Raw genomic sequence first — 15,298 nt, 5'->3', positions numbered from 1 at the left:
AAGCTCTTTTTTAATCCAGTTCCGTGCCGATGACGGCTGTTCCGTCCGGCAGTTCATCTGTTTTTAAAGAGTCGCACAACCAGCTGTATTTTTGGCTCTTGCTCGCGCAAATAAGCAAATCCTTGTATTTGGTGTCTCCCAAGCGGTACGTATAATACATATCCAAGCAATAAGTATTGGCATAGGAACCGCTTCCGCTGATGCGGCAGGCGGATACGCCCCAGTCGGAAAAAGCGTAATGGTAGTTTCCGATGTTAAAAGAGGAGGCTTCCGGCGTGTCGGCATCAAAAAAGGAAACATCCAATCCGTTCAGTTTCATCGGCGCTTCGGAATTGGCGGAGCGGTAGCGCTTGGCAGCGTCAAAAATCGTTCTTAAGTTAACCAACGCTTCCATCGATTCCGCCCGCTGTACCGATTTGCGGTACTGCGGCAAAGCAACGGAAGTTAACATGGCAATAATCATCACCACTGCCAACAGTTCAATAAGCGTAAAACCCGTATGATTTCTTTTCATATAATGACTCCTTTCTTCTTGTACAGTATATCGGTTTTTGGGCGGTTTTTCAATTGTTTTAAAGGCGCGGTTTCATTGAAAGAAAAGCAAAAAAGGATATAATAATAAAGTAATGAAAATTTTGAACAGAGGTTTTTATGCTTAAAAATATGCTTGCCAAAGGTTTTACGCTGACGGAACTCATGGCCGTAGTGATTATTATTGCCATTTTGTCCGGCGTTGCATTGGGCTCTTATAAAAAAGCCGCCGAACGCAGCCATTTTACGGAGGGGCTGGTGGCGGGACATACGGTTCTGGAAGCGGTAAACCGGTATTATTACGACAACCCGGATTTATCCGATTCGGAGCGCAAACGTCCCAAAGCCGATTATTTGGATATTGGGCTGTCTAATGCGCGTTCGTGCACCATAAACCCCAATAAAGACTATTGCCTGCGCACCAAATACTTTGAAATTGTTATTCAAACCTGGGGGGTACAGGTAAACCGCGTACAAAACAATGCGGTAAAAGATTATTATTTCTACCTGTATCCGGAGTATGCTTCGGGCCGCTACCCGGATCAATGCATCTCGCGCAGTGCTACCGGGCATGACTTGTGCGTAACCATGGGATATACAAATTGCTCCGGCTCCGGTTCTTATTATAGCTGTACAAAATAATGTGCTCTGCTTTTGTGTTTTTATTGCCCTGCGCCAGCAGGGCATTTTTTGGGCATAAAAAAACCACAAAGCGTATGCTTTATGGAATCTTCTTGTTAAGCCGTTTTGGACAGGCGGAAGAGTTTTCTTCCCCTGTCCGCCGGCGAAACAACTGGCCGGCTTCAAACTGCTAATTGTGTGCTTCTAGACGCCCTTATTTTTTGCTGATCATATAATGGGCGCCGCTGACATTTTCACCGACTTTCGTCAGAGCTTCAGCCATTTTTTCAAGTAACTTCATCATTTTTTTATTCTCCTGTTTAAAGTCCGATAAGGAGAGAACTTCTTATCTTTCTTAAAATATTATACAAATTTTTAGTAACGTTGTAAATTAAGGATATATATAATAACAAAAATAAAAAGAATATGCAATAATTTTTTTGCTTTTTTGGCTCCTCAGCCCCCAACGCCTTTTTATATAATATAAATATTATGAAAGTACTTCACACCGATTGTTTAGTAATAGGCGGCGGCATTGCGGGCTGCGTGTACGCCCACCAAGCCGCCAAAAAAGGCCTTAAAACCATGCTCTTGTGCTGCGGAGATATGCCCGAAGCCAACAGCGATTTGGCCCAAGGGGGGATTGTTTACGAGCCCAACTTGAATATGGACGATTTGTTGGCCGATGTAAAAATGGCCACGGCCGGCATGTGCAACGAAAAAGCGGTCAAGGAACTTTCCGCCGCCGGGTGCAAAGCCGTCCAAGAAGTTTTTCTGACGGATTTGTCCGTCAATTTTGACCGGGACGCCCAACATCAACTGCGCTTTACGCGTGAAGGCGCCCACCGCAAAAACCGCATTATTTATTCCAAGGATACCACCGGGCACGCCATGCTGGCGGCCATTCAGCAGGCCGTTCGCAAAAACCCGCTGGTTACCGTGCGGGAATATGCCTCGGCCATTGATTTGCTGACCCTTTCCCACAGTTCGCCCGACCCGATGGACCGCTACTACCCGCTGACGGTATTTGGCGCCTATGTGCTGGATAATAAAACGGGTGAAGTCTTTGCCGTAACGGCTAAGAAAACGGTGCTGGCCACCGGCGGCGTGGGGCAGGTGTACCGCCATACCACCAACGCGGCGCACGCCTACGGCCACGGCGTGGCGATGGCGTACCGGGTGGGGGCGCGCGTGATGAATATGGAATTTGTGCAGTTTCACCCCACGGTGTTTGCCAAAGGGAAAAGCTTTTTGCTTTCCGAAGCCCTGCGCGGAGAAGGCGCCATTTTGCGCAATTGCAATGGTGAAGCCTTTATGCCCAAATATCACCCGCTTAAAGATTTGGCCCCGCGGGATATCGTGGCCCGCGCCATTGAAGAAGAACGGCTGAAAACATCCCACGACTGCGTGTATTTGGATACCACCGCCAACCCGGCAGAAGAAACCAAAGAGCGCTTTCCCGCTATTTACAAAAAATGTTTGGAAGAAGGCTTTGATATGACCAAGGTGCCCGTGCCGGTGGTGCCGGCGGCGCATTATTTCTGCGGCGGCGTGTATGCCACCCCGCAGGGGCGCACCAACATCGCCAATTTAAACGCCATCGGCGAAACGGCGTGCACCGGCTACCACGGAGCCAACCGCTTGGCCAGCACGTCGCTGTTGGAAGCGGTGGCCATGGGGTATTTGTGTGCCGAGGCGGATGCGAAGGATATCGCCTCGGGGTCGTTTCACATTCCCGATCCCAAGCCGTGGGTCGTGCCGGAAGAAAAGCCCGATTTAAACCTGGTAAAACAGGATCTGGCCACCCTGCGCAGTACGATGTGGAACTATGTGGGCTTAATCCGCAGCCGCAAGCATTTGGGCCGCGCGGAAAAAATCCTGCGCCACTTGCATAACGAAATTGATGCGTTCTACAAAGGCACGGCGTTGTGCCAGGAACTCTTGGACTTGCGCAACGGTACCCAGACGGCGCTGTTAATTACTTACGCCGCCTTGAAAAACCGCCATTCGGTGGGCTGCCATTACTTGTCCGACGAAAAGAAAGACGCATAACGCGCAGTCAAATCGTTTCAAAAACGCCGGAGGGTATGCTCCGGCGTTTTTTTATTTTTCTATAAGTGGTTTGGACAGCAAGCCAAGCGGAAAGAGAAAAGGTACTAAAAAATATCCCCCGAATTTCTTCGGGGGATGTTTTTATTTATGGTGAGCTTTTTTGCTTTCTTTTTGTTTTAAACTGGCCTTAATCAGCCCGTCAAACAGCGGATGCGGGCGCAACGGGCGGGAACCAAATTCCGGGTGGAATTGGCCGGCGATAAAGAAAGGATGATCTTCCCGTTCCACAATTTCGGGCAGTACTCCTTCGTGCCAGCCGGACACTTTCAGCCCCGCTTCCGACAGTAATTTTACGTAGGCCGGGTTGAATTCGTAGCGGTGGCGGTGGCGTTCCACAATTTGGTCTTTGCCGTATAACCGCCGCGCCAGCGAGCCTTCTTTCAAGTCCGCCGTATAGTTGCCCAAGCGCATCGTGCCGCCTTTGTAGACCACGTTTTTTTGCTGGGGGGTTAAATCCACCACCGGGTCTTTGGTGGTGGGGTCAAACTCGGTGGAATTGGCGTCGTGCAACCCGCAGAGGTTGCGCGCCGCTTCAATCACCGTACATTGCATCCCCAGGCAAATGCCCAGAAAAGGCACTTTTTTCTCGCGCGCGTATTTAACGGTGGCAATTTTCCCTTCAATTCCGCGGCCGCCAAATCCGCCGGGGATTAAAATGCCATCCACGTCTTTTAGCTTGTCTTCCACGGTGTCTTTTTCCGTGTTTATATAGACGACTTCCACCTTGGCGTCGTTATTCATTCCGGCATGTTTCAGCGCTTCGTGCACGGATTTATAAGCCTCCTGAAATTCGGCATATTTGCCGGCGATGGCAATTTTGACGGTTTTGGAAGGCTTGAGCGCTTTGTTAAAGAAATCAAACCATTTGGGATCCACTTCCTGGGTGGGTTTTAAGCCCAGCATGGAAATGATTTGCTTGTCCACTTCCTGTTTATAGAACATTTCCGGCACGTGGTAAATGGATTTGGCGTCGGCGCATTCAATAACGGCTTTGGCCGGCACGCTGCAAAAGAGGGAAAGTTTTTCTTTTAAATGCTGGTTCAGCGGTTTTTCCGTGCGGCAAATAAGCATGCTGGGTTCAATGCCCACTTCGCGCAGTTTGTTGACGGAGTGTTGGGTGGGCTTGGTTTTGAGCTCTTGCGCTACGGCAATGTACGGAATCAGCGTTACGTGCACGCAAATGACGTTTTGCGGGCCTTTTTCCAGCCGCAGCTGGCGGGCCGCTTCCAAAAACGGGAGGGATTCAATATCGCCCACCGTACCGCCGATTTCAATGATAGACACGTCCGTATCGTTTTCAAACGCGGTAAAGCGTTTTTTGATTTCGTTGGTAATGTGCGGAATGACCTGCACCGTGGCGCCCAAGTATTCGCCGCGGCGTTCCTTATCAATGACGGTTTGATAAATGCTGCCGGCGGTGTTGGTATTGGCGCGGGTCATGGTAACGTCCAAGAAGCGTTCATAGTGGCCTAAATCCAAATCGGCTTCGGCGCCGTCTGCGGTCACAAACACTTCGCCGTGCTGGTAGGGGCTCATGGTGCCGGGGTCTACGTTGATGTACGGGTCGCACTTAATCATATTGACGCGCAGGCCGTTAAGCTGCAGCAGTTTGCCGATGCTGGCGCCGGAAATGCCCTTGCCAAGCGAACTGACCACGCCGCCCGTGATGATAATGAATTTAGACATAAATGACTCCTGTAAATAAAAATAAAATCTTCTCTGCCGCACATTCCGTTTGGCGGCGTGCCAAAAAGAGGAACTCCCGCCGCAGCGGGAGTTCTTCGCTATTGATGTTCTTTCGAATACTTTTCGGCGGCTTCCAAGTCGGCCGCGGTGTCAATGGCGGGGCCGGTGGGGTGGGTTTCCACGCATTTGATGGTCATCCCGTCCTCCAGCGCGCGCAGCTGCTCCAGCCGTTCCAACTGTTCCAGCGGGCTGGGCGGCAGCTGTACAAACCGTTCCAGCGCTTCGCGGCGGTAGCCGTAAATGCCGCAGTGCTGCCAATAGGGGGCTTTTTTGTTTTCTTCCGTCAGCTCCCGTTTGTACGGTACGCGCGAGCGCGAAAAATAGAGGGCGCGCCCGTCTTTGGCGATAACGGCTTTGACGCAGTTGGGATTGTCAATTTTGGCGTCGTCTAACGTAGCAAAGACGGCCGTAGAAATATCGCACGACGGATCGCTTCGCAGCAGTTCCGCTACGGCACTGACCGTTTCCGTGCTGATAAACGGCTCGTCGCCCTGGACGTTAATAATAAATTTTTCCGGGCGGTTTTGCGCCGCTTCAAAAATGCGGTCGGTGCCGCTCTGGCAGGATTCGCTGGTCAGTACGGCGGTGGCGCCGAATTTGGCAACAGCCTCCACCACCAAAGGGGACTCGGTGGCGATTACCACGTCTCCCAGTCCGGTGCGTTTGCACGCTTCATAGACGTGTTGGATGACGGGTTTTCCGTTCAAATCTTTCAAAATTTTTCCCGGCAGGCGCGACGAACCGTAGCGCGCAGGGATGGCAATTAAAATATCACTCACGGCAATACTCCTTCAATTTCTTCGCGGGTGGCGGTGGCCGTGCCGGATTTTTCTACTACAATCCCGGCGGCATAGTTGGAAAGCACCGCCGATTCCTGCAGGGTGGCGCCCGTGGAAAGCGCAAGCGTGAGTACGGAGATCACCGTATCGCCCGCGCCGGTAACGTCGTACACTTCGCGTGCGGTGGCCCGGACGGTAACGGGTTTTGTTTTGCCTTTTTCAAACAGGCTCATGCCGTCAGCGCCGCGCGTGATTAAAATAGAGTCGGCATTTAACATTTTTAAAATTTTGTTGCCCAACGTTTCAATGGCTTCTTCGCCGGGTTTGGGGGCTTCGCCCATGCCTTCCCAGGCTTCTTTGGTGTTGGGGGTCATGCAGGTAATGTTTTTGTATTTTTTAAAGTTGTCAATTTTCGGGTCTACGCAGACGGGAATTTTGTGCTTGCGGCAGGTTTCGATGATGGTTTGGATGTTGTGGTCGCTTAGCATTCCTTTGCCGTAGTCGGACAAAATGACGCCTTTGGCGGTTTTTACCGCCAGTTCAAAGCTTTTCATGCACAAAGAGGAAACCGAGGGGGAAATGGTTTTTTTGCTTTCGCGGTCAAAACGGACGATCTGCTGCTGCTCGGCCATCACGCGGATTTTTTGGGTGGTCGGGCGGTCGGGGTCTTCGGCCACGCCGTAGATATTGACGTTTTTCTCCCGCAGAAATCCTTTGAGCATTTCGCCGCCCAAATCCTGCCCCACGACGGAAATCATCACCGGGCGCGCACCCAATGCGGCCAAGTTTACCGCCACATTGCCCGCACCGCCGGCTACAAAAAATTCTTTCTTTACGTCCACCACCGGCACCGGCGCTTCCGGCGAAATGCGGCTGACCGTGCCTTTGATAAAATGATCCAGCATAATATCGCCTACGACGATAATTTCCTGTCCTTCAAAATCTTTTAAAATTTCTTTTAAGCGTTTGGTCGGTATCGTATGCATAGCTTCTCCTGCTGTATTATTACACCATTATATATTTAATTGCGTTTGTATTCCAGTAGCTCGGCCGATACGCTGCCGATGAATACTTCCGCCTTCATTTTAACGGGCATTTTGTAGGCGTCGTCCGTCAGCCATACTTTTAGGCTCTTGCCTTTGCTTACAAAAATGCCCTCGCCTCTAAACTGAGGTTCCACCACAATACAGTCAAATTCTCCGGCATCGGTTTTGACGGTTTCTTTTCCCAGCACTTTTACCACCAAGGGATATTGCTTTTCGCGGTTGATGATGTCAAACACGATGTCTTTGCCCGGCTCCAGTTTTTGCGCCCGCACAAAATACAGCGAAGAAAGCATATCCAACACCCGCATGGACAGCCCTCCCGAGATGACGCGGGGATCTTCTTTTTTTTGCACTTCGCCGTAAAACAATTGGCGGGGGTAATCAAAAGTCAGCCATTCGTCGCGCTTATAGCTGCCTTCGCGCACGCTTTGCAGGTAGCCCAGCGAATAAAAATTTTCGGTGTCCAGCCACGAATAATTTACGTCCCTTACCTTAAAAAACGCGTCTATGACCGAGGCCGAAAACGCCGTGGTTTGCAGCAGGTAGGCGTCCCGCCCGTTGACGGTGGTCAGCCCGCGGTTTTTGATGTAGGCCGTTCCGGCGCGGATAAACGTATAATAGACGCCGTATTTAAGTTCTTCCGCGCTCCAGGGGGCTTGCGTAGTGTCGGGGCGCAGGGGCGAATAGGCCAGCGGGCTTAAGCGGCGGCCTTCTAGGGAAATCAGGTCTTCGTCTTCAAAAGCGGGGGTATCCTGCGGCGGGGCGGAAAGCGTTTGGGCTTGGCGCGCCTGCCGAATCAGGGCTTGCGGCGTAGGAGAAGGCTCCTCTTGCTGGGGGGAGGAAGGCGCGGGTGCGGCGGCAGGCGCCGGGGCCTGCGTTTGGGGCTCGGTTTTAACGGCCGGATTTACGGGAATAGACGGTTTTGCAGCGGGTTTTTCAGCCGGGGCGGCAGCCTCGGCCGGGGCCGCCTCAGCTGGGGCGCTTACGGGTGCCGCCGCGAAAACGGGAGCGGGCGAATCAGGCTCCGCAACCGTTTGGCGCTGGGCGGTGCAGGCCGCCAGCAACAGGGCCGCCAGCAAGCAGGTAACCTTATGCTTCATGGGCGGCTCCGCTGTCTTTGGCGATAAAGCGTGCGGCGTTAAGCAGGTTGGAAGCCACTTTTTCGGGCTTTAAATCCGGGTATTTTTGCAAGTGGTTTTTGCCGTTTGCCGTAGTAACCAGGACGGATTTAAACCCCAGCGCGTGGCCGAATTCCACATCGGCTTTCTTGTCGCCAATCATATACGATTGGGCGGGGTCAATATGATATTTTTTAATCAGGCGCAGCCCTAAAGCCGGTTTCGGCTTGCGGCAGCTGCAGTTTTGCTCCGGGGCGTGCGGGCAGAAGGCAATTTCTTCTATTACGGCCGGGCGAAGCAGTTTTAACATCCGGGCGTGTACGGCGTTGACTTCTTTTTCGGTAAAATAGCCGCGGCCGATGCCGGATTGGTTGGAAACAATAAAAAATTTAAATCCGCATTGTTTGAGCAGTTTAAAAGCGGCCGGCGCGCTTTGGTAGAGTTTTACTTTGGCTGGGTCGCTTAAATAAGTGCCCGGTTTTTCGTGGATGACGGTGCCGTCCCGGTCTAGGAAAACGGCTTTTATCCGCTCCTTCATACCCGTTCCTCCGGGTGGTTTTTCAGGTAGGCCTCGCCTTCGGCTTCCCGTTTCCAGCGGTTATGGGCCCACAGCCACGAGCCCGGATTGGCGCGCAGCCAATCTTCGTAATAGCCGACCAGGGTTTTGGTAAATTGGCGGGCGTTTTCCATACTGTATTCTTTGGGCGGAAGCACCGGATCCATCACTTCCGAAACGATGGTGCCGTCTTTTTCTCTCCAGACCCGCACCGGGAACACCGGCACCTGCATTTTGATCGCCAGCAGGGCCGTAATCGGCGAGAAGGCCGCTATGCGCCCCATAAAAGGAATCCACACTTCGCTGGAGCCGGCGTTTTGGTCAATTAAAATGCCCAGCATTTTTTTCTTTTTCAGCCAGCGCATGCAGGCAAAAAAGGGTTTGTCTTCATTATTGCTGTAAAACGTGCGCCCTGTGAAGATATTGCGCAGGCGGTTTGTTTCTTCGTCCACATACGGGTTGTCCACCCGCTGGGCCAGTACGGCTTTGTCCACCCCGTAAATGGCGCCCGCCAGGCCGAACGCTTCCCAGTTGGTAAAATGCCCGATGTGAATAATGCCGCCCGTGTGTCCTTGGGCGTTGAGCATTTTTTCCGCTCCGATAATGCGGCAGTGCTTTTTAAATTCTTCGGGCGTCATGCGGGTAAGCTTTATAAATTCCGCCAAAATGCCGCCCATGTTGCGCCAGGACTCCAAGGCTACGGCCCGGGCCTCGGCGGGGGTCATCTGCGGGAAAGCCCGGCGGATATCGTAGACGGAGCGTTCAAAGCGCTTTTTCATCACAAAACGCACCGCGCCGGTGGCTTTTCGCCCCAGCCAAACGGCGGTTTTATAGGGCAGCAGCCCAAACAGCGCGCAAAACGTTTTGAGCGCCGCATATTGCATAAAATGAAACGGAGTCTTTTTAAAACGGGCTTTTTCCATATATACCCATTATAGCAAGTTTTCGCTGGAAACCCGTTTGGTTTTGAAAACGCTTTGGAAATGCTAAAATATCTAAAACCGATTTTTGAGGAATGTATGGATTTATTAGAGTTAAAAGAAAATTTACAGCAAAACGCTTTGGGGCGCGGGGTGTTACTGGTTGCCTCTAAACTTTACGGCTTGGGCGCGTGGTTAGACCGCGCTTCTTACGAAAACGGCTGGAAAACGGCCCAAAGCGTAAATTCCCGGGTGGTGTGCATCGGCAACATTACGGCGGGCGGCACCGGCAAAACGACGGCGGTGCTGCTGGCGGCTACCACTTTGGCGCAGGAAGGCATCCGCGTAGCGATTGTGTCGCGCGGGTACAAACGCCAGCAAAAAAGCAACGAGCCCGTGGTGCTTTTTGATAACCCGGACGCCGATTGGCGCTTGGCCGGCGATGAGCCTTTTATGATGAGCCGCGTGCTGAGCCAATACAAAGTGCCTATCGTCATCTGCCCCAACCGCGCCGAGGCCGCCAAAGAAGCCTTGCGGCGCTTTAAAAGCCAGATTATTTTGTTGGACGACGGCTTCCAGCACCACCGTCTGCGCCGCGACGCCAACATTATTTTAATAGACGCCAAAAACCCCTTTGGCAATTATCACCTGCTTCCATACGGCATTTTGCGAGAGCCGCTTTCGGCCTTAAAACGCGCGTCCTTAATCGTGCTGACGCATTGTGACCAAGTGTCCGACCGCCAGCTGGAAGACATCCGCGACCAAATCCGCCTGCAGAACGACACGGTGGAAATTTTGGAAAGCGTACACAAGCCGGAATACTATTTTGATATTTGCAACACCAAAAAAGTGGAACTGAAAGACATCCAAGGCCCGGCGGCGTGTTTTTGTGCGCTGGGGCATCCGGAAACGTTTGAAAAAACGCTGGAAAATTTGGGATTGGAACTGAAACAAAAATGGCGTTTCCCGGATCATCAGTTCTATACGGAAGAAAACCTGCGCACGTTTGAAGAAACCCGCGGGGATTTGCCGCTGATTACGACGTTTAAGGATTTTGTGAAATTCCCCGACAACTGGCGCGATATTTTGACGAAGAACGTGTATGTGCTGTCGGTCAATTTAAAAATTCGCGGCGGGGAAAAGGAATTTGATAAATTTACGGACGTGCTGTATCCGAAATTTTCCAAAATCAAAAACCGCTGAACTTTCGCCCGTCAAAAAACCCGGCTTTCAGGCCGGGTTTTTTTATCGTCAGCAAAGTCTAGCGCCGTTTCCACAAGGCCCAGCGTACGGCAAGCGGGCGGCGGGCGGGAAACAGAACTTTTAAAAATAATTTTTTCCCGGTGCGCTTGTTGGGGCCCTCTAGCGGGGTAAGAACCAGCCCGCCAAAACCTTCCGGCAGGAGGCGGGAAGCTTTTTTAAGCGTAAAACGGGCCGCCGGCCAAAACGCAAATCCTTTCGGCTTTAGCTTAAGGCGGATTTGCATCACGGCCGCACTTTCCTGCAGTAAACCTGCCGCCTGCTGCAGGGGGAGAAGGGTCAGGTCTTCCCCGTTTTCGCACAGCGCGCCAAAATCGATCAGTCCGCTTTTTTGCATTTCTTTTATTTGGTTTTCCGTCAGCAGGTTTTGCCACGGCTCGCGGTGCGGGTCTTGCCAGGCATTATACGCGTCCGCCAGCGCGGGGGGCAAAAATACCGCGACCGGCGTATTGGCCTGCTTAAGCATGGGGAAAATCTGCGTAAAAAAGGACTGATACCCGCCCAAAAACGCCAATACAACGGGCTTTGCGGGCAGGCGCCGCGCGGATGAAAGCGTTTGCAAAGAAATGACGGTAAACCCGTGTTTGGAAAGCCAGTTTAAGTGCCGGCCAAAGACTTGGGGAGAAATCCATTCGCCTTTTAAAGAGGAGTGCTTAGGCGCCGCGCCTGCTTTTTCGTACGCCAGCACAAACAAGGCGTGCGGCCGGCGCCGCAACAAAAAGTAAATGCAAAGCGCGGCCAATAATCCGGCCGCGGTATAAAGTCCGTAAATCATATTAAAGTTTGCTTTGCCCGCGGGTCAGCTGGAGATAATAATCAAACATGGTTTCTCCGCCGCGCGGAAAGGCCCGGCGCAGGGTGGATTTTCCTTTCCAAGGCCACGGATTGATGCCTTTTTTGGTGCTGAAATCAAAAAGGTAGCCGGCTTTGAACACTTGCGGGCGGACGCGTTTGTCAAACCCGCCGGCGCCGTAGGGATAGCAGAACGCCGTTATTTCGCGGCCCAGTTTTTCTTCTAAAATTTGTTTGCTGCAGGTCAACTCCTGCACGATTTCTTCGTCGGATAAACTGCGCAGCCTGCGGTGCGAGCAGGAATGGGAGCCAAAAGACACCAGCCCGCTTTGCTGCATTTCATAGATTTGTTCCCACGTCAGGTACTCGGGGGAGCCGATCCGGTCGGTAATCAAAAAAATCAAAGCCGGGAGATTGTATTTTTTAAGCAGGGGAAACAAATTTTCGTAATTGTCGCGGTAGCCGTCGTCAAAGGTCAGCATCACCGGTTTAGAAACGGACGATTTGCCCGCGCGGGTGGCGTTTTGCAAGTCTTCCAGCGAAAGGGGCGTGTAGCCGTTTGCTTTTAAAAACAAAATCTGCCGCTCCAGCATATCGGGACGCATGGTGAAGGGATATTGTTCGGCCTGCGGGTCTTGCAAAACACCCACGTGGTGATACATAAAAGCCACAAAGCCTTTGCGCTTGGGCAGATACCACGTTTTGCGCAGGTTTGGAAAGCGCCAGAAAAGATAAATTACCAACACAAGTAATGCAATCCAGCAGAAGGTCATTTTTCGTTTTGCTCCTGAATTTGCCACAGCTTGGCGTATTTCACCCATACGTAAAAGGTGGAAAACGACGCCCACAACAAGCCGCGCATGCCGTCCAACACGCCCAGTTTAAGCACGTAGCGTTTTATAAATTCAAACGGAATCGTAACCAGCATAAACAACAGCGAAAAACGCCGCCCGTTTTGATACATCTGGTTGGCCGCCAGCGACGTATATTTATTAAATTTGCGGAAATACGTTTCAATGGAATCGTAGGAATAGTGGTTAATCGGATGTTTCAGCGTGCCGATTTTGCCGTTTGCTTCCAGCCCTTCATGCACCAGCCCGCCCACGTAACGGGCTTGCTGCGTGCGGACGAGGCGCAGGTGTTTTTCTTTATTCAGACCGCTAAAGCGCATTTTTTTGCCTAAAAAATAATTGCAGAACGGGATTTCAAATCCGGCGCAGTCGGTCGTTTGAATCACGCGGGCGATTTCTTCTTTCAGCTGCGGCGAAAGGGTTTCGTCCGCATCCAAATTCAGCGCCCATTCCGACGTTACTTTAGACAGTGCAAAATTCTTCTGGCTGGCAAATCCGTCAAACGCGCGGTCAAACACCTGGGCGCCCAATTCCCGGCAGACCAGCGCGGTTTTATCCTTGGATAAACCGTTTACCACCACCACTTCATTGGCGAGCCCTCTTGCACTTAAAATGCATTTGGCAATTTTGGACTCCTCGTTGTGGGCAATAATAAAAAGGGTAATTCGGGGAGATTTCATAAGGCTATTGTAGCATTTCCCGCGGGAAAAACCAAAGCGTATAAAAAGGGGAACCGCTGTAGCAGGGTTTGGGACTACAGCGGTTTGGATGAAATGGAAATTAATTTCTATAACTTTACTATACCACTTCCCGCGGGGCTGCAACAGGGCCATTGGGCCTAAAAGCAAACAGAAAAAATGCCTATGTAAAAGACAACCCTTTGCCTAGAAAAAAATAGGCCCAATGTTGTATAATTTTTTAGGACTTTTGGATAAGGGGGATAACTTATGCTTAAAAAATACTTGGGCGCATTGGCCGCGATAGGGCTGGCGGCCTGCGGCACATTGCCTACTTCTTCGGAATATCTGCTGCGCGGAGACGGTTATTTTAAAGACGGCAAACCCCAGCAGGCCCTGCAAGCCTATACCCGGGCCTTGGATCTCAATCCGGATAATTTGGAAGGCTACGCTTCCCGCGGGTCGGTGTATTTTTTTACCGGCGATTATGACCGCGCCGAACAGGATTTTTTGCGCGTCTTGCAAGCCAACCCTTATCAGGCCGATGCTTATACCGCCTATGCCAGCACGCTCGCGGCCAAGGGGGATTTTCACAACGCATTAACCGTGTTGAATTTGGCCATGCAGTTAAAACCGAATAAGCCGGAAATTTTCTTTTCGCGTGCGGGGGTATATTTTATGCTGGGGCGCTATCAGGAGGCCATTATGGATTACACGTCCGTCATTAATTTGCGCCCGGCGGCCGAAGTGTACAACGCCCGCGGTGCCGCTTATGAAAAATTAGGCCAGCATGAGTTGGCCCAAAAGGATTTTGAAGCGGCAAAATCCGGCAAAATGCCGGCTACGCTGAATGTCTATTCCATGATAGACTAGTATTTCCCCGACGGGGAAATAAAAAATTTGCACGGCCGGCAAATCTTTTGTTATAATAAATATACAAGATTTACGTCACCGTAGCTCAGCTGGTTAGAGCGAGCGTTTCATAAGCGCTAGGTCGGTGGTTCGATCCCACCCGGTGACATTTTTTTATGCCCTTCCCGCCAGGAAGGGTATTTTTTTGTCTATTTTATCTGGAAAAAACAGCCAAAATGTACTATGATAAAATTACGGAGCTTATTATGAAAAAAACCTTCGCATCCTTTTTTGTGTTTTTTACAGCCGCTTTGCCGGCTTTTGCGGCGTCCACCTGTGAAACCCGCGTGGACAGCCACCCCGACGCCACCACCAAACAACGCGTGGCCTATTGCCTTACGCCGGAGCCGGAGCCGCCGCTCCCGGCCGGGCCGGAACTGGTGTATTACGGCGTGGCCGATACGGCCCCGGAGCCGGAAACGCAAGAACCCGCCAAAGACCGCGAGCCCGTGTATTTTGATAAAGACGGTGTCGCCGTCAATCAACATTTTGTAGATACCAAGAAATTCCCTGCTTTTGAAAACGAAATGTTAAGCGAGCAGGAACGCGCCGCCTTGGAACGCTTGGCCAAGCAAGATGCGGCCCAAGCGGCCATGCTGCGCAAACCGCAGGGCAAAACGCCCGCGGCCGCGCCTCAAGCATCCGTGGCAAAAAAGCCGTTGGAAGCTCCGTCGGTGTTATCGGAAGAAAATGAAGCCGGCTTGCTGGCGCGCCACCAAAAGCCCCGCCGCTTTATGAAAACGCCCGCCCAAGAGACTCAGCCCGTTTCTTCTTATGATGAAAACCTCTATGGCGTAAACGCGGCGCAGCCGGCCGCCTATCCGGGCGCCCAGCCGCAAACGCCGGCTGTTCCTACCGGCACCCCGCAGGGGGAACTGCAGCAAGCCTACGCGCTGGAAAACGATCCGCTTTCCCAGCCGTCCGGCAACGCGGGCGGCGCGGCCCCGAACGGATTTTTAGACAATAACCTGGTGGCGGGGGAACAATCCTTCGGCTATAACGCTACCGACCCGGCCATGCAGCCGTAGCTTGACAAACGGAAAAAGGGGGATTAAAATAAATTTATGCAAACTTTACTGGCCTATTTAAAAAAACCGTATGCCGAAAAGGGTTTCATCGTCGGCACGTTTGACCTGCTGCTTAAACTCCTGACTGTGTTTTTGTGGGGGTATATAGCGGTTATCTTGTGCACGCTGTTTGTGGATTCCATAGTGTTGGACTACAATCCGCTCAACAAGTTGTGGTGGTTTTCGTATTGCTTCCTGATTTTTTTCGGGGCCACTTGGCTGGCGTATATCGTGCTGTTTGTGCGCGATTATTACGAACCGGAAGAAGAATAAAAAATTTGCAGTCTGAAAAAGCCCTCCGAAAGGAGGG

16 protein-coding genes and 1 tRNA gene are annotated in these 15,298 nt (G+C 51.7%); 7 read left to right on the top strand and 10 right to left on the bottom strand.

Annotated features, from left to right (window positions below; genetic code table 11):
* Positions 1 to 10 precede the first annotated feature (10 nt).
* Positions 11 to 514 (bottom strand): type II secretion system protein, encoded by a 504-nt coding sequence (locus B5F75_RS03550; protein ID WP_087288004.1) that lies wholly within the window; start codon positions 512 to 514, stop codon positions 11 to 13.
* 137 nt (positions 515 to 651) lie between these two features.
* Between B5F75_RS03550 and B5F75_RS03545 the strand changes: the two genes are divergently transcribed.
* Positions 652 to 1,173, top strand: coding sequence for a type IV pilin protein (locus B5F75_RS03545; RefSeq protein ID WP_087288002.1), 522 nt, complete (start codon positions 652 to 654; stop codon positions 1,171 to 1,173).
* A gap of 471 nt (positions 1,174 to 1,644) precedes the next feature.
* Positions 1,645 to 3,204, top strand: a complete 1,560-nt coding sequence (locus B5F75_RS03540; protein ID WP_087288000.1) for an L-aspartate oxidase — start codon at positions 1,645 to 1,647, stop codon at positions 3,202 to 3,204.
* A gap of 141 nt (positions 3,205 to 3,345) precedes the next feature.
* On the opposite strand, the gene B5F75_RS03535 is transcribed toward B5F75_RS03540, so the two are convergent.
* The 6 genes from B5F75_RS03535 to B5F75_RS03510 all read right to left on the bottom strand — a co-directional run bounded on the left by B5F75_RS03535 (position 3,346) and on the right by B5F75_RS03510 (position 9,432).
* The gene (locus B5F75_RS03535) at positions 3,346 to 4,950 is read right to left on the bottom strand and encodes a CTP synthase (RefSeq protein WP_087287998.1); all 1,605 of its coding nucleotides are present in this window, start codon (positions 4,948 to 4,950) and stop codon (positions 3,346 to 3,348) included.
* Positions 4,951 to 5,048: 98 nt separating this feature from the next.
* Positions 5,049 to 5,789 carry a 3-deoxy-manno-octulosonate cytidylyltransferase gene (gene kdsB / locus B5F75_RS03530; protein WP_158093766.1) on the bottom strand — a complete coding sequence of 247 codons (741 nt, stop codon included), beginning with the start codon at positions 5,787 to 5,789 and terminating at the stop codon, positions 5,049 to 5,051.
* Positions 5,786 to 6,775, bottom strand: a complete 990-nt coding sequence (gene rfaE1, locus B5F75_RS03525; RefSeq protein ID WP_087287994.1) for a D-glycero-beta-D-manno-heptose-7-phosphate kinase — start codon at positions 6,773 to 6,775, stop codon at positions 5,786 to 5,788. Before rfaE1 ends, kdsB begins: the two co-directional genes overlap by 4 nt.
* A 35-nt stretch (positions 6,776 to 6,810) precedes the next feature.
* The gene (locus B5F75_RS03520) at positions 6,811 to 7,935 is read right to left on the bottom strand and encodes a DUF3108 domain-containing protein (RefSeq protein ID WP_087287992.1); all 1,125 of its coding nucleotides are present in this window, start codon (positions 7,933 to 7,935) and stop codon (positions 6,811 to 6,813) included.
* Positions 7,925 to 8,491, bottom strand: coding sequence for a D-glycero-alpha-D-manno-heptose-1,7-bisphosphate 7-phosphatase (locus B5F75_RS03515; RefSeq protein ID WP_087287990.1), 567 nt, complete (start codon positions 8,489 to 8,491; stop codon positions 7,925 to 7,927). The genes B5F75_RS03520 and B5F75_RS03515 overlap by 11 nt, the downstream gene beginning before the upstream one ends.
* Entirely contained in the window at positions 8,488 to 9,432 is a 945-nt protein-coding gene (locus B5F75_RS03510; protein WP_087287988.1) for a lysophospholipid acyltransferase family protein, read from the bottom strand. Before B5F75_RS03510 ends, B5F75_RS03515 begins: the two co-directional genes overlap by 4 nt.
* A gap of 96 nt (positions 9,433 to 9,528) precedes the next feature.
* On the opposite strand from B5F75_RS03510, the gene lpxK reads away from it, so the two are divergent.
* Complete coding sequence (gene lpxK, locus B5F75_RS03505; protein WP_158093765.1) at positions 9,529 to 10,632, top strand: tetraacyldisaccharide 4'-kinase; 1,104 nt, start codon at positions 9,529 to 9,531, stop codon at positions 10,630 to 10,632.
* Positions 10,633 to 10,690: 58 nt separating this feature from the next.
* Here lpxK and B5F75_RS03500 read toward each other — a convergent pair whose 3' ends face one another.
* The 3 genes from B5F75_RS03500 to B5F75_RS03490 are packed head-to-tail and all read right to left on the bottom strand — an operon-like array spanning position 10,691 to position 13,012.
* Positions 10,691 to 11,464, bottom strand: a complete 774-nt coding sequence (locus tag B5F75_RS03500; protein ID WP_087287984.1) for a polysaccharide deacetylase family protein — start codon at positions 11,462 to 11,464, stop codon at positions 10,691 to 10,693.
* A gap of 1 nt (position 11,465) precedes the next feature.
* Complete coding sequence (locus B5F75_RS03495; RefSeq protein WP_158093764.1) at positions 11,466 to 12,254, bottom strand: polysaccharide deacetylase family protein; 789 nt, start codon at positions 12,252 to 12,254, stop codon at positions 11,466 to 11,468.
* A complete protein-coding gene (locus B5F75_RS03490; RefSeq protein ID WP_158093763.1) occupies positions 12,251 to 13,012 on the bottom strand; it encodes a glycosyltransferase family 2 protein in 762 nt (253 codons plus the stop codon). Before B5F75_RS03490 ends, B5F75_RS03495 begins: the two co-directional genes overlap by 4 nt.
* Positions 13,013 to 13,279: 267 nt before the next feature.
* On the opposite strand from B5F75_RS03490, the gene B5F75_RS03485 reads away from it, so the two are divergent.
* From B5F75_RS03485 to B5F75_RS03470, 4 genes are all read left to right on the top strand, one after another.
* Positions 13,280 to 13,882: a tetratricopeptide repeat protein gene (locus B5F75_RS03485; protein WP_087287979.1), complete on the top strand. Its 603-nt coding sequence runs from the start codon at positions 13,280 to 13,282 to the stop codon at positions 13,880 to 13,882.
* 74 nt (positions 13,883 to 13,956) lie between these two features.
* Positions 13,957 to 14,030, top strand: a tRNA-Met gene (locus B5F75_RS03480).
* Positions 14,031 to 14,127: 97 nt separating this feature from the next.
* Positions 14,128 to 14,949, top strand: a complete 822-nt coding sequence (locus B5F75_RS03475) for a hypothetical protein (protein WP_143351238.1) — start codon at positions 14,128 to 14,130, stop codon at positions 14,947 to 14,949.
* Positions 14,950 to 14,985: 36 nt separating this feature from the next.
* Positions 14,986 to 15,261, top strand: a complete 276-nt coding sequence (locus tag B5F75_RS03470; protein WP_087287975.1) for a hypothetical protein — start codon at positions 14,986 to 14,988, stop codon at positions 15,259 to 15,261.
* The last annotated feature ends 37 nt before the right edge of the window (positions 15,262 to 15,298 follow it).

It is taken from the genome of Elusimicrobium sp. An273 (genome assembly GCF_002159705.1).
Taxonomy (GTDB): domain Bacteria; phylum Elusimicrobiota; class Elusimicrobia; order Elusimicrobiales; family Elusimicrobiaceae; genus Avelusimicrobium; species Avelusimicrobium gallicola.
The sequence above is the reverse complement of the archived record's forward strand: the minus strand, read 5'-3'. Positions and strand labels throughout refer to the sequence as shown.

Coding starts and splice junctions, on each gene's coding strand:
- B5F75_RS03520 (WP_087287992.1), bottom strand. CDS start 7,935: ATGAAGCATAAGGTTACCTGCTTGCTGGCGGCCCTGTTGCTGGCGGCC.
- B5F75_RS03495 (WP_158093764.1), bottom strand. CDS start 12,254: ATGACCTTCTGCTGGATTGCATTACTTGTGTTGGTAATTTATCTTTTC.
- B5F75_RS03500 (WP_087287984.1), bottom strand. CDS start 11,464: ATGATTTACGGACTTTATACCGCGGCCGGATTATTGGCCGCGCTTTGC.
- B5F75_RS03475 (WP_143351238.1), top strand. CDS start 14,128: ATGAAAAAAACCTTCGCATCCTTTTTTGTGTTTTTTACAGCCGCTTTG.
- B5F75_RS03535 (WP_087287998.1), bottom strand. CDS start 4,950: ATGTCTAAATTCATTATCATCACGGGCGGCGTGGTCAGTTCGCTTGGC.
- B5F75_RS03510 (WP_087287988.1), bottom strand. CDS start 9,432: ATGGAAAAAGCCCGTTTTAAAAAGACTCCGTTTCATTTTATGCAATAT.
- B5F75_RS03485 (WP_087287979.1), top strand. CDS start 13,280: ATGCTTAAAAAATACTTGGGCGCATTGGCCGCGATAGGGCTGGCGGCC.
- B5F75_RS03470 (WP_087287975.1), top strand. CDS start 14,986: ATGCAAACTTTACTGGCCTATTTAAAAAAACCGTATGCCGAAAAGGGT.
- B5F75_RS03515 (WP_087287990.1), bottom strand. CDS start 8,491: ATGAAGGAGCGGATAAAAGCCGTTTTCCTAGACCGGGACGGCACCGTC.
- rfaE1 (WP_087287994.1), bottom strand. CDS start 6,775: ATGCATACGATACCGACCAAACGCTTAAAAGAAATTTTAAAAGATTTT.
- B5F75_RS03490 (WP_158093763.1), bottom strand. CDS start 13,012: ATGAAATCTCCCCGAATTACCCTTTTTATTATTGCCCACAACGAGGAG.
- B5F75_RS03545 (WP_087288002.1), top strand. CDS start 652: ATGCTTAAAAATATGCTTGCCAAAGGTTTTACGCTGACGGAACTCATG.
- lpxK (WP_158093765.1), top strand. CDS start 9,529: ATGGATTTATTAGAGTTAAAAGAAAATTTACAGCAAAACGCTTTGGGG.
- B5F75_RS03540 (WP_087288000.1), top strand. CDS start 1,645: ATGAAAGTACTTCACACCGATTGTTTAGTAATAGGCGGCGGCATTGCG.
- B5F75_RS03550 (WP_087288004.1), bottom strand. CDS start 514: ATGAAAAGAAATCATACGGGTTTTACGCTTATTGAACTGTTGGCAGTG.